General features: G+C 65.8%; 27 protein-coding genes. 9 read left to right on the plus strand and 18 right to left on the minus strand.

What is annotated here, in order from left to right:
• Window positions 1-21 precede the first annotated feature (21 nt).
• A complete protein-coding gene (locus VMV82_03980) occupies window positions 22-909 on the plus strand; it encodes a helix-turn-helix domain-containing protein (GenBank protein ID HUY40708.1) in 888 nt (295 codons plus the stop codon).
• Complete coding sequence (locus VMV82_03985; GenBank protein ID HUY40709.1) at window positions 893-2,194, plus strand: glutamine synthetase family protein; 1,302 nt, start codon at window positions 893-895, stop codon at window positions 2,192-2,194. The genes VMV82_03980 and VMV82_03985 overlap by 17 nt, the downstream gene beginning before the upstream one ends.
• 14 nt (window positions 2,195-2,208) lie before the next feature.
• Here VMV82_03985 and VMV82_03990 read toward each other — a convergent pair whose 3' ends face one another.
• A complete protein-coding gene (locus VMV82_03990) occupies window positions 2,209-3,624 on the minus strand; it encodes an aminotransferase class I/II-fold pyridoxal phosphate-dependent enzyme (protein ID HUY40710.1) in 1,416 nt (471 codons plus the stop codon).
• A gap of 41 nt (window positions 3,625-3,665) precedes the next feature.
• Here VMV82_03990 and VMV82_03995 point away from each other — a divergent pair, with 41 nt between their 5' ends.
• Window positions 3,666-4,700, plus strand: coding sequence for an aldo/keto reductase (locus tag VMV82_03995; GenBank protein ID HUY40711.1), 1,035 nt, complete (start codon window positions 3,666-3,668; stop codon window positions 4,698-4,700).
• Window positions 4,700-5,083, plus strand: a complete 384-nt coding sequence (locus VMV82_04000; GenBank protein ID HUY40712.1) for a RidA family protein — start codon at window positions 4,700-4,702, stop codon at window positions 5,081-5,083. The genes VMV82_03995 and VMV82_04000 overlap by 1 nt, the downstream gene beginning before the upstream one ends.
• 7 nt (window positions 5,084-5,090) lie before the next feature.
• Here VMV82_04000 and VMV82_04005 read toward each other — a convergent pair whose 3' ends face one another.
• The 14 genes from VMV82_04005 to VMV82_04070 are packed head-to-tail and all read right to left on the minus strand — an operon-like array spanning window position 5,091 to window position 18,855.
• Window positions 5,091-6,494, minus strand: coding sequence for an NADH-quinone oxidoreductase subunit N (locus tag VMV82_04005; GenBank protein ID HUY40713.1), 1,404 nt, complete (start codon window positions 6,492-6,494; stop codon window positions 5,091-5,093).
• On the minus strand, window positions 6,491-7,882 hold the full coding sequence (locus VMV82_04010) for an NADH-quinone oxidoreductase subunit M (GenBank protein HUY40714.1): 1,392 nt from the start codon (window positions 7,880-7,882) through the stop codon (window positions 6,491-6,493). The genes VMV82_04005 and VMV82_04010 overlap by 4 nt, the downstream gene beginning before the upstream one ends.
• The gene (gene nuoL, locus VMV82_04015) at window positions 7,879-9,771 is read right to left on the minus strand and encodes an NADH-quinone oxidoreductase subunit L (protein ID HUY40715.1); all 1,893 of its coding nucleotides are present in this window, start codon (window positions 9,769-9,771) and stop codon (window positions 7,879-7,881) included. The genes VMV82_04010 and nuoL overlap by 4 nt, the downstream gene beginning before the upstream one ends.
• Entirely contained in the window at window positions 9,768-10,088 is a 321-nt protein-coding gene (nuoK, locus tag VMV82_04020; GenBank protein HUY40716.1) for an NADH-quinone oxidoreductase subunit NuoK, read from the minus strand. The genes nuoL and nuoK overlap by 4 nt, the downstream gene beginning before the upstream one ends.
• Complete coding sequence (locus VMV82_04025) at window positions 10,088-10,684, minus strand: NADH-quinone oxidoreductase subunit J (protein ID HUY40717.1); 597 nt, start codon at window positions 10,682-10,684, stop codon at window positions 10,088-10,090. Before VMV82_04025 ends, nuoK begins: the two co-directional genes overlap by 1 nt.
• The gene (gene nuoI, locus VMV82_04030) at window positions 10,681-11,259 is read right to left on the minus strand and encodes an NADH-quinone oxidoreductase subunit NuoI (protein HUY40718.1); all 579 of its coding nucleotides are present in this window, start codon (window positions 11,257-11,259) and stop codon (window positions 10,681-10,683) included. The genes VMV82_04025 and nuoI overlap by 4 nt, the downstream gene beginning before the upstream one ends.
• Before the next feature lie 14 nt (window positions 11,260-11,273).
• On the minus strand, window positions 11,274-12,251 hold the full coding sequence (nuoH, locus tag VMV82_04035) for an NADH-quinone oxidoreductase subunit NuoH (GenBank protein HUY40719.1): 978 nt from the start codon (window positions 12,249-12,251) through the stop codon (window positions 11,274-11,276).
• A complete protein-coding gene (locus VMV82_04040) occupies window positions 12,252-14,183 on the minus strand; it encodes a molybdopterin-dependent oxidoreductase (protein HUY40720.1) in 1,932 nt (643 codons plus the stop codon). It abuts the gene before it with no gap.
• Window positions 14,180-15,442, minus strand: a complete 1,263-nt coding sequence (gene nuoF / locus VMV82_04045; protein ID HUY40721.1) for an NADH-quinone oxidoreductase subunit NuoF — start codon at window positions 15,440-15,442, stop codon at window positions 14,180-14,182. Before nuoF ends, VMV82_04040 begins: the two co-directional genes overlap by 4 nt.
• Window positions 15,429-16,205 (minus strand): NAD(P)H-dependent oxidoreductase subunit E, encoded by a 777-nt coding sequence (locus VMV82_04050; protein HUY40722.1) that lies wholly within the window; start codon window positions 16,203-16,205, stop codon window positions 15,429-15,431. The genes nuoF and VMV82_04050 overlap by 14 nt, the downstream gene beginning before the upstream one ends.
• Complete coding sequence (gene nuoD, locus VMV82_04055; protein ID HUY40723.1) at window positions 16,202-17,365, minus strand: NADH dehydrogenase (quinone) subunit D; 1,164 nt, start codon at window positions 17,363-17,365, stop codon at window positions 16,202-16,204. Before nuoD ends, VMV82_04050 begins: the two co-directional genes overlap by 4 nt.
• Window positions 17,366-17,421: 56 nt before the next feature.
• The gene (locus VMV82_04060; protein ID HUY40724.1) at window positions 17,422-18,009 is read right to left on the minus strand and encodes an NADH-quinone oxidoreductase subunit C; all 588 of its coding nucleotides are present in this window, start codon (window positions 18,007-18,009) and stop codon (window positions 17,422-17,424) included.
• 22 nt (window positions 18,010-18,031) lie between these two features.
• Complete coding sequence (locus tag VMV82_04065; GenBank protein ID HUY40725.1) at window positions 18,032-18,517, minus strand: NADH-quinone oxidoreductase subunit B family protein; 486 nt, start codon at window positions 18,515-18,517, stop codon at window positions 18,032-18,034.
• Window positions 18,502-18,855 (minus strand): NADH-quinone oxidoreductase subunit A, encoded by a 354-nt coding sequence (locus VMV82_04070; GenBank protein HUY40726.1) that lies wholly within the window; start codon window positions 18,853-18,855, stop codon window positions 18,502-18,504. Before VMV82_04070 ends, VMV82_04065 begins: the two co-directional genes overlap by 16 nt.
• 99 nt (window positions 18,856-18,954) lie before the next feature.
• Between VMV82_04070 and VMV82_04075 the strand changes: the two genes are divergently transcribed.
• Both VMV82_04075 and VMV82_04080 read left to right on the plus strand, forming a co-directional pair.
• The gene (locus tag VMV82_04075; protein HUY40727.1) at window positions 18,955-19,389 is read left to right on the plus strand and encodes a carboxypeptidase-like regulatory domain-containing protein; all 435 of its coding nucleotides are present in this window, start codon (window positions 18,955-18,957) and stop codon (window positions 19,387-19,389) included.
• Window positions 19,390-19,394: 5 nt separating this feature from the next.
• Window positions 19,395-20,489: a potassium channel family protein gene (locus tag VMV82_04080; protein HUY40728.1), complete on the plus strand. Its 1,095-nt coding sequence runs from the start codon at window positions 19,395-19,397 to the stop codon at window positions 20,487-20,489.
• 8 nt (window positions 20,490-20,497) lie between these two features.
• Here VMV82_04080 and hflX read toward each other — a convergent pair whose 3' ends face one another.
• Entirely contained in the window at window positions 20,498-21,580 is a 1,083-nt protein-coding gene (gene hflX / locus VMV82_04085; protein ID HUY40729.1) for a GTPase HflX, read from the minus strand.
• 19 nt (window positions 21,581-21,599) lie between these two features.
• On the opposite strand from hflX, the gene VMV82_04090 reads away from it, so the two are divergent.
• The 3 genes from VMV82_04090 to glnA are packed head-to-tail and all read left to right on the plus strand — an operon-like array spanning window position 21,600 to window position 24,860.
• The gene (locus VMV82_04090) at window positions 21,600-22,592 is read left to right on the plus strand and encodes an iron ABC transporter permease (protein ID HUY40730.1); all 993 of its coding nucleotides are present in this window, start codon (window positions 21,600-21,602) and stop codon (window positions 22,590-22,592) included.
• Window positions 22,589-23,377 (plus strand): ABC transporter ATP-binding protein, encoded by a 789-nt coding sequence (locus tag VMV82_04095; protein HUY40731.1) that lies wholly within the window; start codon window positions 22,589-22,591, stop codon window positions 23,375-23,377. The genes VMV82_04090 and VMV82_04095 overlap by 4 nt, the downstream gene beginning before the upstream one ends.
• A gap of 46 nt (window positions 23,378-23,423) precedes the next feature.
• A complete protein-coding gene (gene glnA, locus VMV82_04100; GenBank protein HUY40732.1) occupies window positions 23,424-24,860 on the plus strand; it encodes a type I glutamate--ammonia ligase in 1,437 nt (478 codons plus the stop codon).
• Window positions 24,861-24,876: 16 nt separating this feature from the next.
• Here glnA and VMV82_04105 read toward each other — a convergent pair whose 3' ends face one another.
• Both VMV82_04105 and VMV82_04110 read right to left on the minus strand, forming a co-directional pair.
• Window positions 24,877-25,263 (minus strand): hypothetical protein, encoded by a 387-nt coding sequence (locus VMV82_04105; protein HUY40733.1) that lies wholly within the window; start codon window positions 25,261-25,263, stop codon window positions 24,877-24,879.
• The gene (locus VMV82_04110; protein ID HUY40734.1) at window positions 25,247-26,605 is read right to left on the minus strand and encodes a SpoIIE family protein phosphatase; all 1,359 of its coding nucleotides are present in this window, start codon (window positions 26,603-26,605) and stop codon (window positions 25,247-25,249) included. The genes VMV82_04105 and VMV82_04110 overlap by 17 nt, the downstream gene beginning before the upstream one ends.
• Window positions 26,606-26,614: the final 9 nt, after the last annotated feature.

The raw sequence follows: 26,614 nt of genomic DNA on the forward strand, positions 1-26,614 counted from the left end.
CATTCGCCGAACAGAGCCGCGGTGACTCCCGAAGAGATCGTCGCCTTCGTCGAGGGGCTCGCTGCAGCCGTTGCCAAGGGCGATTCCGAGGCGATGCGCTTCGCCGCGACGATGGCCGCCGAGCGAACGCGCAACGGCGTCTCGAGCTCGCGCCACGCGTTCTGGGAGCGCCTTGCCAGTGGCGCGTATTCCGACGAAGCGACCGTTCGGGAGGCTGCTGCGTCCGCCGGCGTTCACCTCGCGCCGGCCTATGTCGCCGTGTCGCTCGAGCTCGACGATCCCGCGGTGCCGGCGGATCGCTCGGAGCTGCGGCGGCTCGCACTCGACGTTTTCGCGCGGCCGGACACCGGAACGTTCGAGTCCGGTGCGGCGGTGGAGCTGCTCGTACCCGTTGCGCGCGAGGTGGAAGCAAGCAACGTCCGTACCGCCGCGACGCTGCTGCCGAAGACCGTCGCCAAACGGCGGCTGCCGCTTCACCTGAGCGGTGGCGTCGGCGGCAGCGGCCCGGCGACGTCGGCGCGACAGCAGCTGCAGCGCGCGCGCAGCGCGCTTGCCATCGGCAGGCGCATCTTCGGTGCGGGCCGCGTCTACGTGTACGACGAGCTCGGCGCGTACGCGCTTCTGCACGGCGGCGCTTCCGTCGAAGAGCTGCGCGCATTCGCACGCACCGTGCTCTCGCCGCTACGCGACTACGACGAAAAACACCAGACGGAGCTCGAACGCACGCTGCGGGCGTACTTCGCCTGCGGGCAGAACGTGAAGACCGCGGCCGCCGAGCTGAACGTGCACCGACACACCGTCTTCTACCGGCTGCGGCAGATCGCGGACATTTGCCGCAGCGAGCTCTCGACGCCGCACGACCAACTCACTCTTCGTCTTGCGATGGCTATCGATGCACTCCACTCCTGAAACCCACGCCACGACCAAACGCGACGTCCTGAAGCTCGCGAAGGAACGCGGCGCGCGCTTCGTGCGCCTCGTCTTCGCCGACATTCTCGGGGTCAGCAAGAACGTCTCGATTCCCGCGACCGAGCTCGAGAACGCGCTCGACGGACGCGTGACCTTTGACGGCGGATCCATTGACGGGTTCGTTCGGGGCGAAGAGCTCGACATGGTGTTGCGCCCAGACCCCCAAACGTTCGCGATCTACCCATGGTCGACTGCCGACGGGCTTGAGGCGCGCCTCATCTGCGACATCGCTATGCCGGACGGTTCGCCGTTCGAAGGCTGCCCGCGCACGACGCTGCGCCGCGCGATCGAGAGCGCGACCCCGCTCGCGCACGCGAGCGTGGGGTTGGAGATGGAGTTCTACCTCTTCGAACGCGGGAACGACGGCGCGACCGAGACGAGCGACGTCGGCTCCTACTTCGACTTCTCCGCCAACGACCGGGGCGAGGAGACGCGTAATGCGATCGTCGCTGCGTTGCAGGGCATGGGCATTCGCGTCGCGTCTGCGCATCACGAGCACGGTGCCGGTCAGCACGAAATCGACGTCGCGCACGACGCTCCCCTGCGCGCCGCGGATCACGCGCTCACGCTGCGCACCGTCGCCAAGCACGTCGCGGCGAGCTTCGGACTCGACGCGACGTTCATGCCCAAACCCGTCGAGGATCGCGCGGGCAGCGGCTTGCACGTCGACCTGCGTCTTCCAGAGGGGACGGGCGAGGAAACGCTGCTCTACGCCGTCGGGGGGTTGCTCGCGCACGCCCCCGCGACGACCGCGATCTGCAATCCGACCGTCAACTCGTACAAGCGCCTCGTCGCCGCGTGGGACGCGCCGATCTATCCTCTGTGGTCGCGGCGTAGCGCGAACGCGCTCGTCCGCGTCCCGCCGTCGTCAGGCGCGCCGCGCATCGAGGTGCGCAGCCCCGATCCCGCGTGCAATCCCTACCTCGCGCTCGCAGTGCTGCTCGGTGCCGCCGCCGACGGCATCGCGCACGAACGATTGCCAGGCGACGCCTGGGAAGGATCCACGTACGAGCTCACCGAGCGCGACCGGCGCGAGCGTGGCGTCGGCGCGCTCCCGAAGTCGCTGCGTCAGGCGATCGCAGAACTCGACGAAGATCCGGTCGTGCGCGCGATCCTCGGCGATCATCTCTACCACGCGCTGCGGGATGCCAAGCTTGCGGAGTACGAGCGCTATCGCCGTGCGGTGCATCCGTGGGAGCGCCGCGCCTACCTGCGCCTCTACTAAAGACTCCTAGCAGGTTAGGCGGCCGCCGCCGCGTCTCTGATCGCGAGCCATGCCGCTTCGACGTCGCTGCGCTGCGTGCGGAGATTTCCGACCGCGAGGCGCAGCGCGTAGCGGCCGTCGACCTTCGTGTGCGAAATGAAGAGATCTCCGGAAGCGTTCACCGCTTCCATCACGCGGGCGTTGAACGCCTCCGCTTCTTCTTCGCTCATGCCCTCGCGCCGATAACGAAAGCAGACGACGGAGAAAGGATGCGGCGCGAGGACCTCCCAACCCGGCTCCGCTTCGACCCAGGACGCAAACTCGTTCGCGAGGGCGACGTGCTCTCGCAGGCGCTCGCGAACGCCGGCGGCGCCGAACGAGCGCAGCACGAACCACAGCTTGAGGGCGCGAAACCGACGGCCGAGCTGCAAGCCGTAATCCATGTAGTTCACGACGCCGCGCTCGGGTGTCGTTAGGTACTCCGGCACCAGGCTGAATGCGTGGCGCAAGAGCGACTCGTCGCGCACGTAGAGCACCGAGCAGTCCATCGGGACGAAGAGCCACTTGTGCGGATTCACGACGAAAGAATCCGCCCGCTCCACGCCGTCCATGATGTGCCGGAACTCAGGCAGGATTGCGGCCACGCCCGCGTAGGCCGCGTCGACGTGCAGCCAGATGCCGTGGCGCTTTGCAACCTCGGCGATCGCCGGAACGGGATCGATCGACGTGGTCGACGTCGTGCCGACCGTCGCCGCGATCGCGAGGGGCTTCATGCCACGAGCACGATCTGCATCGATTGCTTCGTGGAGCGCGTCGGGGCGCATGCGAAACGCATCGTCGCACGCCACGTGCACGACGTTTTGCACGCCGACCCCAAGGGCGATCGCAGCCTTCGCGATGTGCGAGTGGGTCTGGGACGTCGCGTAGATGCGCAGCACCGGAACGTCACGGCCGCTCGCGCCGTGCTCGCGGATGCCGAGGCCGAGCGCCTCGCGTGCCGCCGCCAACGCCGAGAAGCCGCCGATCGACGCCGTGTCGTAGATGATGCCGGTCCAGCCCTCCGGCACGCCGATGAGCTTGCCGAGCCAGCGCAACACCACGTTCTCGAGCTCCGCGGCCGCCGGCGACGTTCGCCACAGCATGACCTTCACGTCGAGCGTTGCCGCGAGCGCTTCTGCAAGCACGGCAACCGGCGCCGCACTCGTCGCGAAGTACGCGAAGAAGCGCGGGTGGTTCCAATGGGTGATGCCCGGGAGAATCACGCGCTCGAAATCGGCAAAGATGCGCTCGAACGGTTCGGGCTCCTCCGACGCGGCGTCGGGAAGCGCCGCCTCGATCTCCCCCGGTGCGACCCGCGGAAGCACCGGATAGCGCTCGGGGTGCGCGAAGTACTGCTCGATCCAGCGTTCGACCCGAGCAAAGTCTTCATCGAAATGCTCGATTTCGCTCACAATGGAGAGAGTTGGCCTCACCGACGGAGAAGCCCCGCCCGATGAAATATCGCACGTACCCGAACTCCACGATTCGCGTCAGCGAAGTCGGCTTCGGCCTCTGGACCACCTCGACCGGATGGTGGGGCCAGAAGAGCGACGACGAAGCCGTCGCACTGCTGCGCGAAGCCTACGATCTCGGCGTCACGTTCTTCGATGCCGCCGACACGTATGGCAACGGCCGCAGCGAGGAGCAGCTGGCAAAGGCCTTCGGCGAACGCCGCGAGCGCGTCGTCTATGCGACGAAGTTCGGCTACGACATCTCCTCGCAGAACGCGAACGAGCGGCGCGGCCAGTTCGAGCTGGCGCAGGACTTCTCGCCTCCGTTCGTGCGCCGCGCGCTGGAAGCGTCGCTGCGGCGCCTGCAGACCGATTACGTCGACATCTACCAAATGCACAACGCGCGCATGGCGCAAGTCGAGGACGACGCGCTGTGGGAGCTGCTCGAAGATCTCAAGCGCGAGGGCAAGATCCGCACGTACGGCGTTGCGCTCGGGCCGGCCATCGGCTGGCTCTTCGAGGGCGTCGACGCGGTCGTGGAGCGCAACTGCCCGTCGCTCCAGATCATCTGGAGTGCGCTCGAACAGTTTCCGGGTAACGCGCAGATCCGAGCGGCATACGACGCGCACGCCCAGACCGGCTTCATGATTCGCGTGCCGCACTCGAGCGGCATGCTCGAGGGGCATTACACGCAAGAGACCGTCTTTGCCGAGAACGATCATCGCCGGCATCGCCCGCGCTCGTGGCTGCTCAACGGCATCAAGAAAGTCGAGCAGTTGCGCTTTCTCGAGTTGCCCGATCGAACGCTCGGCCAAGCCGCAATTCAGTGGTTGCTCAAAGAGCCGCGCGTGATGACCGTCCTTCCGAACATCTACGACTCCGCGCAGCTGCGCGAGTTCGCAAGCGCACCCGAGGCGCCCCCGCTCAGCGACGAGGACATGACGACCATCGAGCAGCTGTACGCGCGCAACTTCGGCATCGAAGAAGAACCGATGAGCTTCAAGGGAACGATGAAGCGCGACGCGGTGAATGCCTGATGCCCGGCAAACCCGTCTTCACTGCCGGTGCCCCGGCTCCGATCGGACCGTACAGCCAAGCGATTCGCAGCGGAAAATGGCTCTTCTGCAGCGGTCAGGGCGCGATGGACCCCAAGACCGGCACGCGCATCGATGGCGACGTCGCGGCCGAGGCGGACCAGACGCTGAAAAATCTTGGAAACGTGCTGCGTGCGGCTGGATTCGATTATGGCGACGTCGTGAAGACCACGATTTTTCTCGTCGACATGAACGACTTCGCCACCGTCAACGCCGTCTACGCGACGTACTTCGACGCCGTGAAACCCGCGCGCTCGACCATCGCCGTCAGAGCGCTACCGCTCGGCTTGCGCGTCGAGATCGAGGCGATCGCCCGGAAGACCTAGGGAACCCCTAGCGCGTAAACGGAAAGAACGTCAGCACGATTACCGCGACCGCGCAGAGCGCGGCGCTCACCGCGGCGAGCGGCACGAAGGGTTTCGCGTCGTGCACGGGATACGACGCGCGCGCGTACATCGCGCGAACGATGCGGCCGTACGCGTACAGAGAGATCGCCGTTCCGACGACGAGCAGGATGCCGAGCCAGATATAGCCGGTCTCCACGGTAGTGCGTAGGATGAAGATCTTTCCGAGGAATCCAGCCGTCGGCGGCAGGCCGGCCATCGCCAGCAGGAACACGGACATAGCGAAGGCGAGCCACGGACGCCGATACGCCAAGCCGGCATAGTTCGTCAGTAGCGCGCCCTCTTCGCGATCGCTCGAAAGCATCGATGCGACCGCGAAGGCACCGAGATTCATGAACGCGTACGCCGCGAAGTAATAGAGCGCCGCATCGAACCCTTGCGTGCTTGCGCCGGCAAGCGCGGCGAGAACGTAGCCGATCTGCGCGATGCCCGAGTACGCGAGCATGCGCTTGAGATCGGTCTGGGCGAGCATTGCCACGTTGCCGCCGATCATCGAGATGCCGGCGACGATCCAAACCGGCAAGAGCAACGCCGATGCGTGCTGCGGCGGCAGCGACCACAAGAGAACGCGCGCGAGCACCGCGAGCACGCCGGCTTTCGTCGCGACGCTCATGAAGGCCGTAACCGGCAGTGGCGCGCCCTCATACACGTCGGGCACCCACGTGTGAAACGGTACGAGGCTGAGCTTAAAGCAAATGGCGACGAAAAACGCGCCGACGCCGATCCAAAAGATCGGGTTCGACGCAAGGACCGGGTTGGAGAGCGAAGCCAGCGCGATGCTCCCGGTCGCACCGAAGAGCAACGCCATGCCGTACAGTAAGAAACCCGACGCCGTCGAGCTCAGGATGAGGTACTTGAGCGCGGCTTCTCGCGCGCCGGCGCGCTCGGACATGCCGCAGAGCGTGTAGAGTGCGAGCGAGAGCAGCTCGAGTCCGAGGAAGACCGTCATCAGGTTGCCGGCTCCCGCCAGCACCATGGCGCCGCTCGCGCTCCACAACATGAGCGCGATCGCGCCGGCTACGTGCCGCTTGTCGCCGATCGCGGCATAGAGGATCACGGAGCCGAGCGTCGCCAACAGAACGAGCCCTTCGAAGATCACGGATGCGTAGTCGACGACGAATCCGCCGCCGAACGCCGCGTACTGCGTGCCGTACTGCTGATAGCACAGCACGCCGGCGACGATCGTTCCAACGACCGCGAGGAGGATCGCCGCATACCGCGGCACATCATCGCGCGCAACGAGGTCGGCGAGCAGCACGGCTAAACCGGTGATGCCGAGCACCATGACCGGCAGAACCGCCGCCCAGTCGGCAGCAGTGACGCTCACGCTCACGGGTGCAGCCATCCCGAGGCGAGCAGCGCATGCGGATAAACGCCGAAGTACAGCAGCGCAAAGAGCAGCGGCGCGAGCGCAACGCCCTCGCTCCACGTCAGGTCTCGGCGCACCGGCAGATCGGGAACTTCCGGGCCCTGCGTCGCGCCCTGCAGCAAGCGCAGCATGTAGGCGGCAGAGGTGACGATCGCGACGAGCGCGAGCATCGCGGCCCACGCGTATCCGCCCTGATAGACGCCGATGAGAATGATCAGCTCGCCTACGAATCCGGCAAGGCCGGGAAGGCCCAGCGCCGCAAGCGCGGCGATGCCGAACGCACCCGTCAAGCGAGGATTGGTCCAGCCGAGTCCCCCGAGTCTACCGAGCGAGCGCGTCTCCTCGCGCTCTTCGATGAAGCCGAGCACGAGGAAGAGCGCCGCGCTGAAGAGGCCGTGCGCAACGATGTAGACGAGTGCTCCGCGCAACGCGAGCGGATCGCGCGACGCAATCGCGACCACGATCAATCCCAAGTGGGAGAGCGACGAATACGCGACGACGAGCTTCATATCGCTCTGCACGAGCGCGACGAAGGCGCCGTAGAGCAGCGAGATCGCGCCGAGAATCACGAGCACCGGAACCTCGGCCGTGAGGTACGATGGGAAAAGCGCCAGCGTGATCGCGAGGAAACCGTACAGGCCGGCCTTCGACTGCACCGCGCTCACGACGGCGACCATCGGCGCGGGCGTGGCGGCATAGGTCGCGGGCATCCACGTGTGAAGCGGCCATACCGGAGTCTTCACGAGAAACGCGAACGCGAAGCCGGCAAGAATCCACGGCGCCCATGGGCTGATCGCGCCGTTGAACGTGCTGTTGCCGATGACGTCGGTCGTGCCGAAGACGGCACCGAAGCCGGCGACGGCGAGCAAGAGCGCCAACCCGCCTGCGAAGTTGTAGATGAAGTACCGCCACGCAACGGACGGGTGCTCGCCCCACGAAAGAATCACGAAGAAGACCGGGAGCAGCATCGCGTCCCAAAACAACGCGAAGACGAGGAGATCGCGCGCGAGGAAGAGGCCTGCCATCGTCCCTTCGAGCAGCAGCAACGCCGCTACCATGCTGCGCGTGCGTGCGACGTTGGTCGCGACGATCGCGCCGAACGTGCACAGCGCGAGCAGCACGAGGAGCCAATGCGAGAGGTACGTTGCGCCGAAATGCAGGTTGGCGACGAACGGATGCGTCAACCAGCGCCACGTCCAGGATTCGTTTCGTCCCGCAATTGTGAGGACGACGAGCGCCGCCGCGACGACTGCACCGGCAGCCTTCGAGATCCTGACGTCGTCGCGCGGTAGGAGGAAGAGCAAAGCCCCGGCGACCAGTGGCAGGACGACGATGACGAGCGGCGACATCATCGCGCCCCCACGAAATAGTAATACGCGAGGAAGCACCCGGCGCCCACCACGAGCACGAAAGCGTATGCGCGCACGAGGCCGCTCTGCAGGGCGCGCATCGCCGTGCCCAGCGCTTGTGCCGAAGCCACGCTCTCGCGAACCGCTCCGTCGACGACGTACGGATCGACGACGCGTGCGAAGAGCGAGCCGAGAATCTGCGCTCCGCGCACGAAGACGGCGTCGATCAGCGCATCGACGTAGTACGCGTGCACGAGCACCTTAGGCATGCGCAACGTTTCGTCGCGAAGACGCGCGACGGCGTTCGCCTGCGCTCCGCGCGTTGCATATCGCCACGCCGCAACGCCGATTCCTGCGAGCACCACGGCAAACGTGATGAGGGTCGTAATCCATTCCGCAACGGGTACCGGCGGGGTACCGGCCGGCGCGAACTGCACCGCGAAGAAGCGCGTCCAGAGCGATGGCGCGGCGTTCGATCCGAAGAGCAGCCAGCCTGAAAAAACGGTGGGAACGATGAGCACGGCGACGGGAATTCCCATGATCCAGGCCGCAGGCTGGTGGTGCTGCGGCTCGCGCACGACGGTACGCTCGCGCACGATGCCGAGCGCCGCAGGATCCACGTTACCGCGATACTCGCCCAAGAACGTAACGAACAAGAGCCGGAACATGTAATACGCGGTGATGCCGGCGGTGAGGATGCCGACGCCATACATCCATGGGTGGCCGTGCGCGAGCGCGCCGGCGATGACTTGATCCTTGCTGAAGAAGCCGCTGAAGCCGGGGATCCCGCTGATCGCGAGCACGCCGGTCAAGATTCCCCAGAACGCGAGCGGCATGCGCTTCCTGAGGCCTCCCATGAGACGCACGTCCTGTTCGTTGTTCAGCGCGTGGATGATGATGCCCGACGCCAAGAAGAGCTGCGCCTTGAAGAACGCGTGCGTGAAGAAGTGCGCGATCCCGCCGGCGTACGCGCCCACGCCCACGCCCATGATCATGTACCCGATTTGGGACATCGTCGAGTACGCGAGAATGCGCTTGATGTCCCACTGCGACGCACCGAGAATCGCGCCGGCAATTGCCGTCAGCGCGCCGACGGTTCCAACGAGCATCTGCGCCGATGCACTTTGATCCCAGAGAGGCGCGCAGCGCGCGACGAGATAGACGCCGGCGGTCACCATGGTAGCGGCATGAATCAGCGCCGAGACCGGCGTCGGGCCCTCCATCGCGTCGGGAAGCCACGTGTGGAGCGGTACCTGCGCCGACTTCGCCGCCGCGCCGACGAACAAGCCGAAGCAGATCGCGTACAGCACCGGCGTCCCGAGCGTCGCAACCGCGGAGAACGTGTCCGAAAACCGAATGGAGTGGACGTTCGCGACGATGAGAAAGATCGCGAACATCATTCCGACGTCGCCGACGACGTTGATGACGAACGCCTTGCGCGCGGCCGCAACTGCGGACGGCCGCTCGAACCAGAAGCCGATGAGAAAATACGAGGCCAACCCAACGAGGCCCCACCCGACGAGCAACCCGATCCAGTTGTCGGACAGCACGAGTAGCAGCATCGCGAAGATGAAGAAGTTCATGTAGGCAAAGAAGCGCGCAAATGCCCGGTCGCCGTGCATGTAGCCGATCGAGTAGAGGTGGATCAGGAAGCCGACGCCGGTGATGATGAGCGCCCAGAGCAGCGAAAGGCGATCGAGCGTCAGGCCGAAATCGAAGCCGGGCATCCACGAGAAGAGCGCTTGCGAGCCGCTTCCCGTTGCGAGGATCAGGCCGAACGACGCGGCAACGACGGCGGTCGCGAGCCAGCCGGCCCACGAACGCAGCCACGGGCCGAGGCCCCAGCAGAGCACCGCGCCGGCGAGCGGAAGGAGCAGTGCGATCAGAATCATCCGCGCAACGTCCTCACGTCGTCGACGTCGACGCGCTCCGACGTTCGGAACGTCACGACGACGATCGCCAGCGCGATTGCCGCTTCTGCCGCCGCCACGGTAATCACGAGGAACGCGAAGACGTGCCCCGCGTTATTCAGCCAGACGCGTGCGTAGGCGACGAACGCCAGGTTCGCGGCGTTGAACATCAACTCGATGCTCATCAGCATCACGAGGGGGTTGCGGCGCACGACGACGCCAGCGACGCCGATGAAGAACATCACCGCCGAGAGCGCGACGTAGTCGGAAGCGGGAGCGGGAAGCAGGCCAACCGTCATCAGTCTCCCTCGCGCGCGATCGCTTCGCGCACCTCTTTGCGCGTTTGCTCCGCTCGCCGGCGCGTCGCTACGTACGGCGTCTCGTCCCCCGCAAGCACGATGACGCCGACCACGGCAACCATGAGAATCAGCGCCGTGATCTCGAACGGCAAGAGGTACGTCGTGAAGAGCGCCTTCCCGAAATCCGCGACGCTGCCGAAGACGCCGGGCGCGCCGGCCGGCCCCGCGAGCGCCGCGGCGTGCGCCGGCGGCGCATGTGACGAGAGAACGGCCGCCAGGACCAAGCCCAAAGCGATCGCGATGAAGAACGACGCCGGGCCGGCAAGGCGCGAGAGCCGGTCCGGACCGAGCGCGATCGGTGCGACGCCGCTGGAAAGCAAGGCGATAACGAAGAGAAAGAGCACGAGGATCGCGCCAGAGTACACGATGATCTGAATCATCGCCAAGAACTCAGCCGAGAGCGAGAGAAAGAGCACCGCGAGCGCGGCAAAGTTCAGCAAGAGCGCGACGACGCTGTACACGGGCTTCGACGCGGCGATCGTCCACAGGGCGCTGCACACGATGACGGCAGCCGGAATCCAAAAGAGCGCGCTCATTTCAACAGCGATCCGTTGTACGTTGCGTCGTATCCGGTCTGCGGATCGGTCGTCGATTTGGTCTCGGCAACGCTTCCCAGATCTGCGGGAATGCCCCCGGGCCGGTCGTCCGGCGGCGCTCCGACGCCACCATCCGGCGGCACCAGCAGGCGGTCCTTTGCGTAGATCAGGGCCCCGCGGCGAAAGTCCGACATCTCGAAGCGCGGCGTGAGCACGATCGCGTCGGTCGGACACGCCTCCTCGCACATCCCGCAAAAGATGCAGCGCAGCTCGTCGATCTCGTAGCGTGCAGCATACCGTTCTCCCGGAGAGCGCCGGTCGTCGGGCGCGTTTTCCGCGCCGATGACGGTGATGGCGTTCGCGGGGCACGCGCTCGAGCACAACTCGCAGCCGATGCAGCGCTCCTTGCCGTCTTCGTAGCGGCGAAGCTCGTGCAGCCCGTGGAAACGGGGCGCGTGCTTCTTGCGAACGGAAGGATACTGAATCGTCGGCTTCTTCTTGAACATGAAGCCGAACGTGATCGACAGCCCTTTGAGGATCGCGGCGACATTGTAGAGGCGCTTTTGCGTTGCCATGTTCTTCGAAAACCCTAACTCCGCAGCGCGACGACGACGGCGGTGACGATCACGTTCAGCGTTGCGACCGGCAGCAGCACTTTCCACCCGAATGCCATCAGGCGGTCGTACCGAATGCGCGGCAACGTCGCCCGCAGCCACATATAGAAAAACATGAACGCCCCAACCTTCAGCAGAAACCACACGACGCCCGGCAGCCACGTCCAGCCGAACGGCGCATTCCATCCGCCGAGGAAGAGCAAGGTAGCGATGCACGAGATCGTCAGCATGTTGACGTATTCGGCGATGAAGAACAAGCCGAAGCGCAGCCCGGAGTACTCGGTGTGGAACCCGGCGACGAGCTCGGTCTCTGCCTCGACCAAATCGAACGGTGCGCGATTCGTCTCGGCGATCGCCGTTATGACGTACACGACGAACGCGACCGCCTCCGGAATGAAGAACCAGAGGCCCCGCTGGGCGGAGACGATGCCGTCGAGCGACGTCGTCCCGGCAACGAGCAGAATGCCGACGAACGAGAGCCCCATCGCCAGCTCGTAGCTGATCATCTGCGCCATCGACCGCACGCTGCCGAGCAGCGGGTACTTCGACCCCGACGCCCATCCTCCGAGCGATATTCCGTAGATGCCGATCGACATGATCGCGAGCAGCAGCAGCGCGCCTGCGTTCACGTTGCCGATCGCCCATACGCCGGCCGGCGATGCGCCGAACGGGATGATCGCGTAGACCGAAAACGCGGTCAGCAGCGAGATGAACGGCGCGAGCCGGAACAGCAGCGGATCGGCCGTGCGCGGCATCAGATCTTCCTTCAAGATCAGCTTCGCGGCGTCGGCTGCCGGTTGCAGCAGCCCCCATGGGCCGACGCGATTGGGACCGGGCCGAAGCTGCATCCACCCCAAGATCTTCCGCTCCGCCAGCATTGCATACGCAAATGCCGTAATCACGACCAAGAGCAGAATCGCGGACTTGACGAACACGATGATCCAGAGCGGCATCTATGCCGGCGCCTCGCAGAGCGCGGCGATGCGATCGTCGTGCGCGCACGTGCCGCCGCCGGAGAATAGGCGCCGCGGCGGCGGCGAGCCCTCGTGCGCGACGCCGTAACGCGCATCGCCGAAACCGAAGCTCTCGGCTCGCGCGGCACGCTCGCCCACGGCCTTCTCGACGTCTTCCACCGTCGGCAGCTCGATCCGAAGCGCACGCGCGAGGCCGACGAGCATCTCGAGATCCGAGAGCGGGCCCTCGGGAGCGACGAGTGAGGATTTGAGCCGCAGCAGGTCGCCCGCGAAGTTCGTCGTCGTGCCGCTCTTCTCGAACGCACCCTTCGCCGGCAGCACGAGCGTCGCACGCTGCGCGGTCTGCGTCATGAAAAGCTCGCTCGCGGCGACGAAGGCAGCGCCATCGAGCGCCGCGCACACGTCTTGCGCGTTGGGTGCCGTGCGAACCGGATTGACGCCGAAGAGCGAGAGCGCGGCCATCTTGCCCTCGCGAGCGTCGGCGAACATGCCGAACGTGTCGCGTCCGCCCTCCGCCGGCAGCATGCCCATCGCCTCGGCGCCGCGCGCGTTGGGCTGCTCGCCCACCACGTACGTGCGCAGTCCCGGAAGCGCCGACAGACTCTCGTACAACCGCTTTCCCAACGCGAGATCGACGCCGTCCCACACGAGCGCGACGCGCTCGGCATCGCCGGCCTGCGCGCGGGCGTCGTCTGGATCCGTTACCTGGCGTACGCGTGCGCCGCCGCGTAGCGCCGCTTTGCGTATGCGCAGATCGAACACCGGCGCGAGTTCGGCCGGGCTCTCTCCCGCGACGAGAATGACCTGCGCGCGCTCGACCTCGGCGATGCTGCCCGCGCGCGCGCCCGGCGTCGCTTGACGTTGCCACCCGGCGCGCCAATCGAGATTCCGCGTGCCGAGCCTCTCAAAAAGGTGCCGGAGGACGTACGCTTCTTCGTTCGTCAACCGGCCGCCGCCGATCGCGCCGAACGATTCCGGCGTCTTCGAAGCGGCACGCAACGCCGAGGCCCAGAGATCGAACGCGGCGTTCCACGCGATCTGCACGAAGCGGCCATCGCTCTTGTACAACGGCTGCGTCAGCCGATCGCGCGACTCGTAGAAGCCGATGTTGTACCGCCCGCGGTCGCAGAGCCAGCCGTCGGAGATCGCGTCGTCCTCCGCAACCGTCATCGTGCGCATGAGCGTACCGTAGCGCACGTCGACGTTCTGCCGGCAGCCGACGGAGCACTGCGTGCAGCTCGTCTCCGTACGATCGAGATCCCACGGGCGGGACTTGAACCGGTACGTCTTCGAAGTGAGCGCGCCGACCGGGCAGAGCTCGGTGACGTTGCCCGTGAAATGATGCCGGTACGGTGCGCCCGTAGCGGTGGCAATGATGTCGCGGTAGCCGCGATCTTTGACGACGAGCTGCGGGTCGCGCACGATGATGTCGTCGAAGCGCACGCAGCGCTGGCAGACGACGCACCGCTCCTCGTCCAGCACGATCGTGGGCCCGAGGTCCACGGCCTTCGGCTTGCTGTATTTGGGATCGACGACGTCCGACGATCCGCGCCCGTACGCCATCGCGTAATCCTGGAGGTCGCATTCGCCGCCCTTGTCGCAGATCGGGCAATCCAGCGGATGATTTACGAGCAACAGCTCGACGACCGTCGCCCTACCCGCGTGGGCCTTCTCGCTGCGCGTGTGTACCACCATTCCGTCCGCAGCCTGCGTGTTGCACGCAATCTGCAGCTTGGGCATGCCTTCGATCTCGACCAAACAGACGCGGCAGAGCCCCGCCGGTCCGAGCTTCGTGTGATAGCAGTAGACGGGAATCTCTTGCCTGACCGTGCGGGCGGCTTCGACGAGCAGCGTGCCCTTCGGCACGGCGAGCTCGACGCCGTCGATCGTCAGCGTAATCAGCTCCGTCATCGGCTGTGAACGGCTTCCTTCATGAGACGCGCTTCGAACTCTTCGGGGAACCGGTTCAGCACGGACTTCAAGAACGGCTCGATCGAATCGCCGAGCGGGCAGAGGTTGATGCCGGTGATGCTCGCGCTGACGCGGTGCAGCATGTCGATATCACCGCGCAATCCGCGGCCCTCGACGAAACGTTCGAGGACGAGTTCGAGCCAGTGGCCGCCCTCGCGGCACGGCGTGCACTGTCCGCATGATTCGTGCGCGAAGAAGCGCACGAGGTTGTAGGCGGCTTTCACGAAATCGGTCGTGTCGTCGAAGACGACCATCGCGCCGGAACCGAGCATCGTGCCTGCCTTCGCGAGCGACTCGTAATCGTACGGCAGGTCGAGCTGCTCTTCGAAGATGCACGCAGACGAGCCGCCGCCGGGCTGGATCGCCTTCAGCGTACGGCCGGAGCGCAGGCCGCCCGCGAGCTCCATCAGTTCTCGCACCGGCGTACCGAGCGGCACTTCGTAGTTGCCCGGACGCTGCACGTGTCCGGAAACGGAGACGATCTTGTAGCCTTTGCTCCGCTCGGTGCCGACGGCGGCGAACCATTCCCAGCCGCGCGCGAGAATCGGCACGAGATACGCAAGCGTCTCGACGTTGTTCACCACCGTCGGCATTCCGTACAGGCCTTCGACGGCGGGAAACGGCGGCTTCAGGCGCGGCTCGCCGCGCTTGCCCTCGAGCGAGTTCAACAGGGCGGTCTCCTCACCGCAAATGTACGCACCCGCTCCCCGGTGCACGGTCACCTCGAGGTCGTATCCGCTATCGCGCACGTTCTTACCGACGAATCCGGCCGCCCGCGCCTCCTCGAGCGCGCGCGTGAAGACGCGATATCCTTCCTTGAACTCGCCACGAATGTAGATGAATGCGTGATGCGAGCCGATGCCGTACGCGCCGAGCAGCATCCCCTCGAGAACCAAATGCGGCACGTTCTCGATCAGCATGCGATCTTTGAACGTACCCGGCTCGGCCTCGTCGGAGTTGCAGACGAGATAGCGCGGCTTGTCCACTTTCGGAAGGAAGCTCCACTTGCGCCCCGTGGGAAAGCCGGCGCCGCCGCGGCCGCGCAAGCCGGACTTGTCGGCGTATTCCATGACCTGCTCCGGCGTGAGCGATGCGAGCGCTCGCGTCCACTGCTCGTAGCCACCGCGTTTGCGATAGACGTCGATCGAGCGCAGATCCACCTCGCCGATGCCTTCGGTGAGAACCTTAGTGACCGGCATTCTTTCGTTCTTCTTCAAGGACGGCAACGACGTCGCGCGCTTCGCGCACGGCGCGTTCGCGGGTTGCGCCGTGGAACGAAACGTCTCGCTCGGCGATGCGGTCCAGCATGATGATGCCGATTTCGTCTCCCACGCCGCCCGCGTTGTCCGGGCTGGGCGTCCCCACCGCTCCCGGCGACTTGCGCCCGCGCGCGACTTCGGCGTTCTGCGCCACGCTCCACGAGCGTTCCGGAACGTCGGACTGCGCCATCGGGGCAGTCGAGTACGTCCCCGAGCGCATCGCCGCGAGCATCTCGTCGATCGCCCTTTCGTCGAGCTCGTATACGAACTCCAGATTCACCTGCGCGCAGCTCGCGCGATCGCACGCCGCGAGACACTCGACTTCTTCGTAGGAGACGAGCCCGTCCGGGGTCGTCTCGAGGCTCGCAATGCCGAGTCTCCGGCGGAAGATGCGCATCACGTCTTCGGCGCCGTTGATGCTGCACGCAAGACCGCGGCAGATTTGGACGATGTATCTCCCAACCGGCTTACGATAGAACAGCGTGTAAAACGAGACCGTGGACTCGACCACCGCGGGCGTGAGCTCGAGCATCTCGGCGACCGCGCGCATGGCTTGCAGGCTCACGAACCCTTCGTGCTCCTGGAAGAGATGCATGATCGGCAGCAGGGCCGAGCGCTTTTGCTCGTACTGGGCGGCGAGCGCCTCGCACTGCGGGCGCAGCCGCGCGAGCAACGCGGGGAATGCCGCTTCGCGCTCGTTCACCGGTCGACCTCACCGAAGACGGGGTCGAGCGAACCGATCGTCACGACGAGATCGGCGATCAGATTTCCGCGAGCGATTGCCTTGATCGCCTGCAGGTTGTAGAGCGACGGCGGGCGCGTGCGCACGCGATACGGGCGGTTTCCGCCGTCGCTGACGAGATAGAAACCGAGCTCGCCGCGCGGCGACTCGACCGATTGGTAGACGTCACCCGGTGGAACGCGAAAGCCTTCGCTGACGATCTTGAAATGGTGGATCAGCGCCTCCATCGAGAGCGCTATCGTCTCCTTGGGAGGCGCCGCAACCTTCGGGTCGTCGATCATGACGGGCCCCGGCGCGTCGAGCCGCTTTCGCACTTGCTGCAGGATCCGATGCGCCTGTTCCATCTCTTCGAGGCGCACGAGAAAACGCGCGTACGCGTCGCCGTCGGTGCGCGTCGGCACGTCGAACTCGTAGCTCTCGTATCCGCAGTACGGGAACGCGCGGCGCACGTCGTACGCGACGCCAGTGGCGCGCAGGGACGGCCCGGTGACGTTCCAGGCGACGGCATCGCTCGCGCTGAGATTCGCGATGCCGATCGTACGATCTTGAAAAATCGGGTTCGCTTGCAGGAGCCCGCGAAGATCGGCCATGCGTCCCGGAAATTTCTCGATCAACGCGTCGAGCTTCGCGAGAAATCCCTCCGGCAGATCGCCGTTGCATCCGCCGATCCGCAGGTAGTTCGGGTGCATGCGCGCGCCGCCGGCTTCCTCTTGCAGATCGAGTATGTTCTCGCGCAGGTCGAAGGCGTAAAAGAACACCGAGAGCGCACCGAGATCGATGCAATGCGTCCCGAGCCAGACGCAATGCGACGCGATGCGCGTCAACTCGGCAAAGAGCACGCGAATCACCTGTGCGCGCGAAGGAATGCGATCGGTGATTCCGAGCAGCTTTTCGGCGGCAAGAACGTAGCACAGCGAGTTGGACTCGGGCGCCAGATAATCCATGCGTTCGATGACGGTCTGCGCCTGCGACCAGAAGAGATTTTCGGCGGTCTTTTCGATGCCGGTGTGCAGATAGCCGATCTCGGGATCGACGTTGACGACGTTCTCGCCCTCGATCTCGAGAACGAGCTGTAAAACGCCGTGCGTCGATGGGTGCTGCGGCCCCATCGACAGGACCATCGAGTTCCCCTCGCGCGAAACGATCTCGGGCGTGAGCGGCTGTGTCGAGAGACTGCTCACGATTTCTTCCGCTGTTCTTGCAGAGCCGCGAGGGTGTCGCCCGAGGGCGGGACGCCGGCCTGCACGTTGCTCTTGAGCGCAAACGCGGGGCGCGGCGAGCGTTCCCGAGCCGGACCACGCAGCGGATAGTCCTTGCGCAGCGGATGCCCTTCCCACGTGTGCGGCATTTGGATGCGACGCAAATCCGGATGGCCATCGAAGACGATCCCAAAGAGGTCGAATACTTCTCGCTCGGCCCAGTTCGCCGACGGCCAGAGATCGGTCGTGGTCGGCAAGCGCGCGTCGCCGGCCTCGACGCCGCACAGCAGGCGCAGACGTTCGGGCGTTCCCACCTCGGCGACCGTTCGCGCCGCCGGCGACAGCTTCAATAGATGATAGACGACGTCGAAGCGCGGCGCGCGCAGCGGGTAGTCGGCGGCGCCGAGGTCGAGCAGCATGGTCCAGCCTTGCGCGTGCAACTCCTCGAGCCGCGCGCGCAGCCGCGCCGCGTCCACGCGCTCGATCCGCGCGTCCGCGATCGGCGGGCGCAGGCTCGGGGGGTCGATTGCACCGCCGGCGATCGGTGGAGTTTGAGTGCTGGGCAACGAGGCTCCTTAACGAGAAAAGCTACGAGCGCGCAAGAATTCCGCCGCGTCCGCCTTCGCGGATATGCTGCTGGATCAACGTGATGCCGTGGAGCAGGCCGTCTGGCGTCGGCGGACAGCCCGGAACGTAGACGTCAACGGGAATCACCGTGTCGACGCCCTGGACGATAGCGTAGTTGTCGAAGACGCCGCCCGAGCTCGCACACGCTCCCATCGAGATCACCCATTTTGGCTCCGCCATTTGATCGTAGATGCGTTTGATGATCGGCGCCATCTTCTGCGCGACGCGGCCGGAGACGATCATGAGGTCGGCCTGCCGCGGCGAGCTACGAAAGACTTCCGAGCCGAGACGGGCGATGTCGAATTGGGGATCGGTAACGCTCATCATCTCGATCGCGCAACACGCAAGGCCCATGGTGAGCGGCCAAACGCTCGAGCTTTGCGCCCAGCGCGCGACCTCGTCGACGCGCGCGAGCAAAAACTTCCCCGGGCCTACCTCCACTGAAATCCGCCCTTCTTCCACACGTACGCGTATCCGATGGCGAGGATCACGACGAAGACGACCATCTCGAGCAGGCCGAAGACGCGCAGCGCGTGCATCTGCACCGCCCAGGGATAGAACGAGGCCGCCTCCACATCGAAGACGACGAAGAGCATCGCGACCAGGTAGAAGCGCACGGGGAAACGCCCGGCGAGCGGCGAGGTGGGCTCGACGCCGCACTCGTACGGATCGGCTTTCTGTGGATTGGGTTTACTGCGGCCGAGCAGCCCCGGCAAGAGCGTGAAAAGCAAAGCAGCTGCAAGGGCAACGAGGAGGAAAATACCGACCGGCGCGTACGGAGCCATTCGCTTGTGACATTTTTCACAAGCGGGCAGCTTCCCCTTGGAGAGCGCGGCTCGCCGGCTTCGGAGGCGAACCCAGCAGGCAAGGCGTAGGGTATCCAGATGCGCTGGCTCCCCGTCGTTCTCGGCTGCCTTTTGCTGCTCGGCGCGGACGGCGGCGGTTGCTCGCAGCCGCACGTGGTCGGCGTGCAGGACTACGGTTCGGTGACCGGACGGGTGCTCGACGCCACGACCAATCAGCCGATCGGCAATGCGCTTGTCTCGGTCGGATCGCTGTACACGGCGTCGACCGACGGCAGAGGAGCCTTCCTGATCGCACGCGTCCCCGTCGGCCAACAAATCGTCACCGTGCGCGCGCCGGCCTATACGACGGTCGACGTGACGGTGGCCGTTACGAAGGACCAAGGCATCTCCATCGGTTACGCGCGCTTGCTCCCCATCGCAATGCCGGCCGGCATGCCGACGCTCCCGCCTCCGCCGGTTCCGTCGGCGCCACCGAGCCAGTCGCCGACGCCGCTGCCCACGCAAACGCCGTAACGCGCGTGGGCACCGCAGATCTCGTGGTGCTCCTCGCCGGGATCGCCTCGATTGCTTTCGCGTTCACGGACATCTTTCAAGCGGTCATCGTTCCCCGGGCGCCGACGCTCTCGTACCGCATCAGCTTCATCGTCTGGCGCAGCCTCTGGAAGGTGTGGCCGGCAATCGGCAAACGTCTTTATCCGCATGACGCCGCCCGGCGCGAAGAGTTTTTCGCGACGTTTGCGCCCCTCGCGCTCATCGTCATGCTCATCACTTGGGTCGTCGTGCTCGTTCTCGGATACGGCGCCGTGATGTGGGGCCTGCGAGGCGAGCTGGCGCCGGTGCCGCGCTCGTATTTCGACGCAGCATACTTCGCTGGAACGTCGTTCTTGACGATCGGTTTCGGCGACATCGTCGCGCGTCAAGGCTTCGCGCGCTTCGTCTCGCTCTGTGCCGCAGCCTCCGGCCTCGGCGTCGTCTCCATCACGACCGCATACCTCTTCGCGCTCTTCGGAACGTTCCAGCGCCGCGAATCCTTCATCGTCACCTTCGCAGCGAGGGCCGGATCGCCGCCGAGCGCCGTCGGGCTCTACGAAATCGCTGCGATGACGCATACGCGCTCGAGCCTGTGCGACCTCATGCGCGAAGCGCAAGGCTGGACCGCTGCCCTGATGGAAAGCCATCTCGCGTACCCGGTGCTCGCATTCTTCCGCTCGAGCCACGACGACCAATCGTGGGTCGGAACGCTCGGCGCCCTGCTCGACGCGTCGCTGCTTGCCGATACGATGCTCGACCCCGAGGAGTACGGCGAGGCGCGCATCTGCTTCTCGATCGCTCGCCACGCGGTGCGCGACCTCGCGACGTTCTTTCGCATCGGCGAGATGATAGCCGGCGATCCCGGCATCGCGCGCGCCGACTTCGATCGCGCCTGCAAGCGCCTCGTCGCGGCCGGTTACGCGTTGTGCGAACGCGATGAAGCGTGGGAGCGATTCGCGCGGACGAGAGGCGAGTACGCGGGACCGCTGAACGCCATGGCGCGCTTCTTCAAGATTCCGCAGGTCGCGTGGATCGGCGACGGCACGGCATCGCACGCGCACGACGGTCCAGGGAACGCATGAGGGCCTCGTTAGGGCGATACGGCTTTCGCGATTTCTGCGCGTAGCCGATCGAGCCCGAGTCCCGTCTTCGCGCTGACTTCCAATACGCCGGGGACGTGCGGCGCCGTTTGCGCCACGTCGATTTTGTTGAGGACGACGAGTTTCGGCTTGCGATCGAGGTCGAGCTCCTGCAGGATCGCATCGACCGCACGGCCCTGGCGCTCGCGATCGTGGCTCGATGCGTCCGTCACGTGGATCAAGAGATCGGCCTCGCCGAGCTCTTCGAGCGTCGCGCGAAATGCCGCAACGAGGTCCTTCGGCAGGTCCGTGATGAAGCCGACCGTGTCGACCACTCGCACGCTGCTCTCCTCGCGAAGATAGACGCGGCGCACCGTCGGGTCGAGCGTCGCGAAGGGTTGGTCCGCGACGAACGCGCCTTTCGACGTGCTCGCGGTTCGGGCTAGCGCGTTGAGCAACGACGACTTCCCGACGTTCGTGTAGCCGACGAGCGCCACCAGTGGTTCGCGGCGATGTGCCGCGCGGCGCGTGGCGCGCTGCCGCCGGACCTGCTCCAGCTGTTCCTTGAGCGTCGCGACGCGTTGCGCGATGCGGCGACGGTCGACCTCGAGTTTCGTCTCGCCGGGGCCGCGCGTGCCGATGCCGCCGCCCAAGCGCGACAGGTCCGCTCCGATTCCGATGAGATTCGACTGCCGGTAGCGCAACTGTGCCAGCTCGACCTGGAGCTTCCCCTCGCGGCTGCGTGCGTGACGTGCGAAGACGTCGAGGATGACCATCGTGCGATCCACGATCGGTACCTGAATCGACCGTTCGAGCCCCTTCCTCTGGCGCGGACGCAGATCGTTCAAGATCAGAACGACGTTCGCACCGAGATCGCGCACGGCATCGGCGATCTCGCCCGCTTTGCCGCTCCCCACGAGCGTCGACGGATCGAGCGCGTCGCGCCGCTGAACGATGCGCCCCGCGACCGACGCTCCGGCGGCCCGCGCGAGCGCTTCGAACTCTTCGAGCTCCGGCTCGAGCGGTCGACGCGGATCGCCGAGATCGACCGCAACGACGATGCCGCGCTGCGCAGCGGGCAAGGTTTCCTTCATGGCGTACACTTAGCGAAGCATGACGCTTCGCCTGGGCCTGCGCGTCGCGGCGCTCGCGCTCCTCGCGCTCGGCGCGATGTGCGCTGCGCTCCTCGTCGGCGCGACGCCGATCCCCGCCGGAAGCATCGCCGCAGCACTCGCGCATCCCCAGGCGACCGATGCCGTGAGCGTGATCGTGTGGCAACTGCGCCTGCCGCGCATCTGCGATGTCGCGTTCGTCGGCGCCGCGCTCGCGATTGCGGGAACGCTGCTGCAGGGCCTGCTGCGCAACCCGCTCGTCGATCCCTACCTCACCGGCGTGAGCGCAGGTGCCGCCGCAGCCATCGCCGTCTCGCTACTGCTCGGCGTGAGCGCCGTCGCCACGCCGGGAATCGGCTTTGCCGCCGGCCTCGGCACGGCCGTGCTCGTGGCGGCTCTCGCACGCCGCGGCAGCGGCTTGGACGCGCAGCGCCTCATTCTCGCCGGCGTCTCGCTCTCCGCGTTTTTCTCCGCAATCGTCGCGTTGGCGATCGTGAGCTCGCAATCCGGCTCGTACGCAAATGCGATCATCGGATGGCTCGCCGGATCTCCCGCTGGACGAACCTGGCGCGACGTGTGGCTCTGCCTTCCGTACGCCGCGTTCGCGTGTGCCCTCGTCGTGCCCGCAGTTCCCGCCCTCAACGCACTGCGCATCGGCGACGTACAGGCGCGCAGCGTCGGCGTCAACGTCGAGCGCGCGCAATGGCTCGTCCTCGCGGCGGCTGCATTGCTGGCAGCGTGCAGCGTCGAGCTGGCGGGACTGATCGGCTTCGTCGGCCTGATCGTTCCGCACGCCGGACGGAAGATCGTCGGAACCGACGTGCGCTTCTTGCTGCCGGCTTCGGCATTTGCAGGCGCATTGCTCTGCGTGCTCGCGGACGCCGTCTGCCGGACGATCGTCGCTCCCGCGGAGCTTCCGATCGGCGTGCTTCTCGCGTTCATCGGAGTCCCGGTCTTTCTCTGGCTCTTCCTTCGCACCGGGAGCGAGCGATGATCGAGGTGCGCGACGTCGCGCTGGAGATCGCCGGCCGGCGCCTGCTCTCGGATATCTCCCTCTCGGTCGCCTCGGGCGAGCTCGTCGCGATCGTCGGGCCGAACGGCGTCGGCAAGACGACGCTCCTGCGCGCCATCGCCGGGTTTCATCCGCCGGCTCTCGGAACGATCGCGATCGATGGCGTCCGCATCGACGCGCTGTCGACGCGCGAACGCGCGCTGCGCATCGCGTTTCTGGCCGCCGAGGAGACACCCGTGGAGGCGTTGCGCGTGCGCGACGTCGTCGCAGCCGGACGCTACCCGCATCACCGATGGTGGGAATGGCGCGAAAACGCAGCGGACGAGGCCGCCATCGCGACGGCGCTGGCCGAGGTACGCGCGCAAGGGTTCGCCGATCGCACCTTCTCGACGCTCTCGAGCGGCGAACGCCGAAACGTTTGGGTTGCGGTCGCTCTCGCGCAAGAGACGCCGGTGCTGCTGCTCGACGAGCCAACGACGCACCTCGACCTGCACGTCGCGCAGCGCATGCTCGCGCTCCTGCGCTCGCTCGCGCGACGCGGGAAGGCGATACTCTGTGCCCTGCACGACCTCAACGAGGCGGCAGCGTATGCGGATCGCATCGTGCTCTTCGGCGACGGCGCACTCCGTGCCGCTGGGGCACCGGACGACGTGCTCGCGAGCCCGCTGCTCGACGTCGTCTACGAGAGCACGATCGCGCGCGTGCGGCTGGCGGACGGACACCTGCGGGTCTATCCATCTGGAGCACCTCCTGCGCCGGAACGTTAACCGCGTGGACAGCGGCGCGGCCGCCGTCTTGCGGAAACGACCCTCCATGACAAAGAAGACTCCGCAGAACGCACGAGACGCCGTCGCCTTCGTCAAGGAATGCGGCGCCAAGATGATCGATCTCAAGTTCACCGACGTGCCGGGGACCTGGCAGCACACGACCGTCCCCGCCGATCAGATCGACGAGGACGCCTTCACAGCGGGCACCGGCTTCGACGGCTCCTCGATTCGCGGCTTTCAGTCCATTCACGAGTCGGACATGATATTGAAGCCCGATCCATCGACCGCCGTTCGCGACCCGTTTCGCACCGTGCCGACGGTGTCGTTCGTGTGCGACGTTTTCGATCCCGTCAAGCAGGATCTCTACGAGCGCGATCCGCGCAATATCGCGCGCAAGGCCGAAGCGTACTTGCGCTCCAGCGGAATCGCGACGACCGCGTTCTTCGGACCCGAGGCGGAGTTTCATTATTTCGATCGCGTCTCGTACGAGAACACCATGAGCCGCGCGTTCTACGAGATCGACACGCGCGAGGGTTCATGGAACTCTGCCGTGGAGCCGAGCGGCTACACGATGCGACCGAAGGAAGCATACTTTCCGGTGCCGCCGAACGATACGCAGGCCGATCTGCGCGCGGAGACCGCGCTCGCCCTCGCCGACTGGGGAATGCAGGTCGAGATGCAGCACCACGAGGTCGGCGCGAGCCAAGCCGAGATCAACTTCCGCTGCGACTCACTGCTGCGCACCGCAGACAACCTCATGGCCTTCAAGTACGTCGTCAAGAACGTCGCTGCGCGAAACGGACGAACCGTCACGTTCATGCCCAAGCCCGTCTTCGGCGACAACGGCTCCGGCATGCACGTGCATCAGTCCCTCTGGAAGGACGACGCGCCGCTCTTCTACGACGCGTCCGGTTACGGAGAAGCGTCGCAACTGATGCTCTATTACATCGGGGGATTGCTCACGCACATCGATTCGCTGCTCGCGTTCTGCGCGCCGACGACCAACTCGTACAAACGACTGGTGCCGCATTACGAGGCGCCGGTCAACGTCGCGTTCTCCGCGCGTAACCGTTCGGCAGCCATCCGGATCCCCGTCTTCTACAAGGGAAAGCCAAGCTCGAAGCGCCTCGAGTTCCGCCCTCCCGATCCGGCGGCGAACCCGTATCTTGCGTTCTCGGCGCTGCTCTGCGCCGGCATCGACGGCATCAAGCGCAAGATCGATCCGGTTGCCGCGGGGTTTGGACCGCTCGACGAAAACATCTACGATTTGCCGGCGGAGAAAGCCGCAAAGATTCGCTCGGTGCCCGGCTCGCTGCGGCAATCCCTCGACGCGCTCTCCGGCGATCACGCATATCTCGTCGATGGCGGCGTCTTCACCGAGAGCTTCATTTCGTCGTGGATCGCGTTCAAGACCGAGCGCGAGCTGCGTCCGGTCGAAATCAGGCCGCATCCGTACGAGTTCTATCTGTACTACGACTGCTAGGGAGGCTAACAGCCTGCTAGAGGCGCGCGTCCGAGCCGAGCACCCACCCGGTCTGCCCGTGCAGCGGGCCCGTGAGAATGCGCACTTCGACCGCATCGTCGAGCGTCATGCCGTAGCGAGGTTGCACGAACCGCGGCAAGCACCAGATCACGATCGCACGCGTTCCCGCTCGGACGAGAAGCGCTCGCGGTAGCATCCCTTGCGCTTCGTCGAACGAAGCCGCGTGATAGGCGCGTAACCGAAAGCGAGAGTCCCAGAGGAACACGCCCGGGTCGGCGCCGAGCCCGAAGAGCACGATGCGTTCCCGCACGCGGAGCCGGCAGGCGGCCGCCGCTGGGAGGCTACACAGCAGCGCGAGAAGCAGCGCCGCGCCGACGCGCGCGAGCTCACGCATTGCAGGCATCCTCTCCCGCATATCGCACGACGAGCAGCGCGAGATCGTCGGTGGGACGATTGCCGCTGCGCTTGCGCACCTGCGCCGCGAGATAATCGGCTAGCGCCTGCGCCTCGGGCGGCGCGGCGGCGATCAAATCCATCGCCGCACGCTCGCCCAACAACTCTCCAGAGCGCGCGCGCGCCTCGGTGAGCCCGTCGGTAGCCAGCACGAGCGAGTCGCCGACCGCAAGCTGCACGGATTTCGTTCCGTACGTCGCTTCGATGACGCCGACGAGCGGCCCCGTCACCTGCAATGCCTCCACGCTCGTGGAACGGCGCACGTATGCGGAATCGTGCCCGGCGCTTGCATAGCTGAACGACCCGCCGCTGCAATCGAGAACGCCGACGAGCATCGTGATGAACAGCGATGGGTTGTCGATCGTCCTAGCGAACGTCTCGTTGAACTCCGTCAGGATGTTCCCCGGGTCGACGTGGCGCAGCGCGATCGAGCGCACGGTGAACCGCACGAAGGCAGTCAGCACGGCGGCATCGACGCCCTTTCCGCTGACGTCCGCGATGAGCAGCAGCGCGCGCTTCTCCGATAGCCGGAAGACGTCGTACACGTCTCCGCCGACGCGCAGACGATTGCTCGCCGACAGATATCTCGCGCCAATTTCGCAGTTGGGAACGGGAACGTGCGCGCTGCGGAAGGCTTGCTGCAGCACGTCCGAGACCATTCGTTCCTCTTGGAGCTCTCGCGTCAAGCGCGATCCGTACGCGTTGAACAGAATGGCGAGCAGCCCGAAGATGAGCAGCCAGAAGGCACGCACGTACGACGAACGATTGATTTGGTCTTGCGTGCTGCGCACGAGCGCCGCGCTCGTGACGACGAGGGCGGCGCGGACGCCGTCGGCCGTCTGCGCCTGGTAGTCGATGAAGGCTTTGTTCTGCTTGTCCAGCGCGACGAGCCCGCTGCGCGGCCGCGAGAGAAGCGGAAGCGCGATCTCGGTCCGCCAGCGCGTCTGCACGGTATCGTACTCGTCGAGCATCTGCAATGCGCCCCCCAAGTGCTCGTCGACGAGCGCGTTATGCACCGCCGTCTCCTTCGCCGCCCACTGCGCCGACGCTAGAGCGTATTGCTGCACGTAGAACGGATCGCGCGTCAAGACGAAGCCGCGCAACGAGTTCTCTTCGTTGATCTGCAAGCGCAGCATCTCTTGCAGGTCGATTTGCGCGCGCTGCATCTCGGCTTCGCGACTGAACGTGTCGGCGATGTTCGCTCGCGTTTGAAATGCGCCTTCGACGGCGATCCACAGCACGAACAAGAGGAAGACCGTGAATATGACGGTGCCCGCCGCCCGCTCCGTCAACGCGGGCAA

The sequence above is a fragment of the Candidatus Dormiibacterota bacterium genome, from assembly GCA_035532035.1.
Lineage (GTDB): Bacteria > Vulcanimicrobiota > Vulcanimicrobiia > Vulcanimicrobiales > Vulcanimicrobiaceae > Tyrphobacter.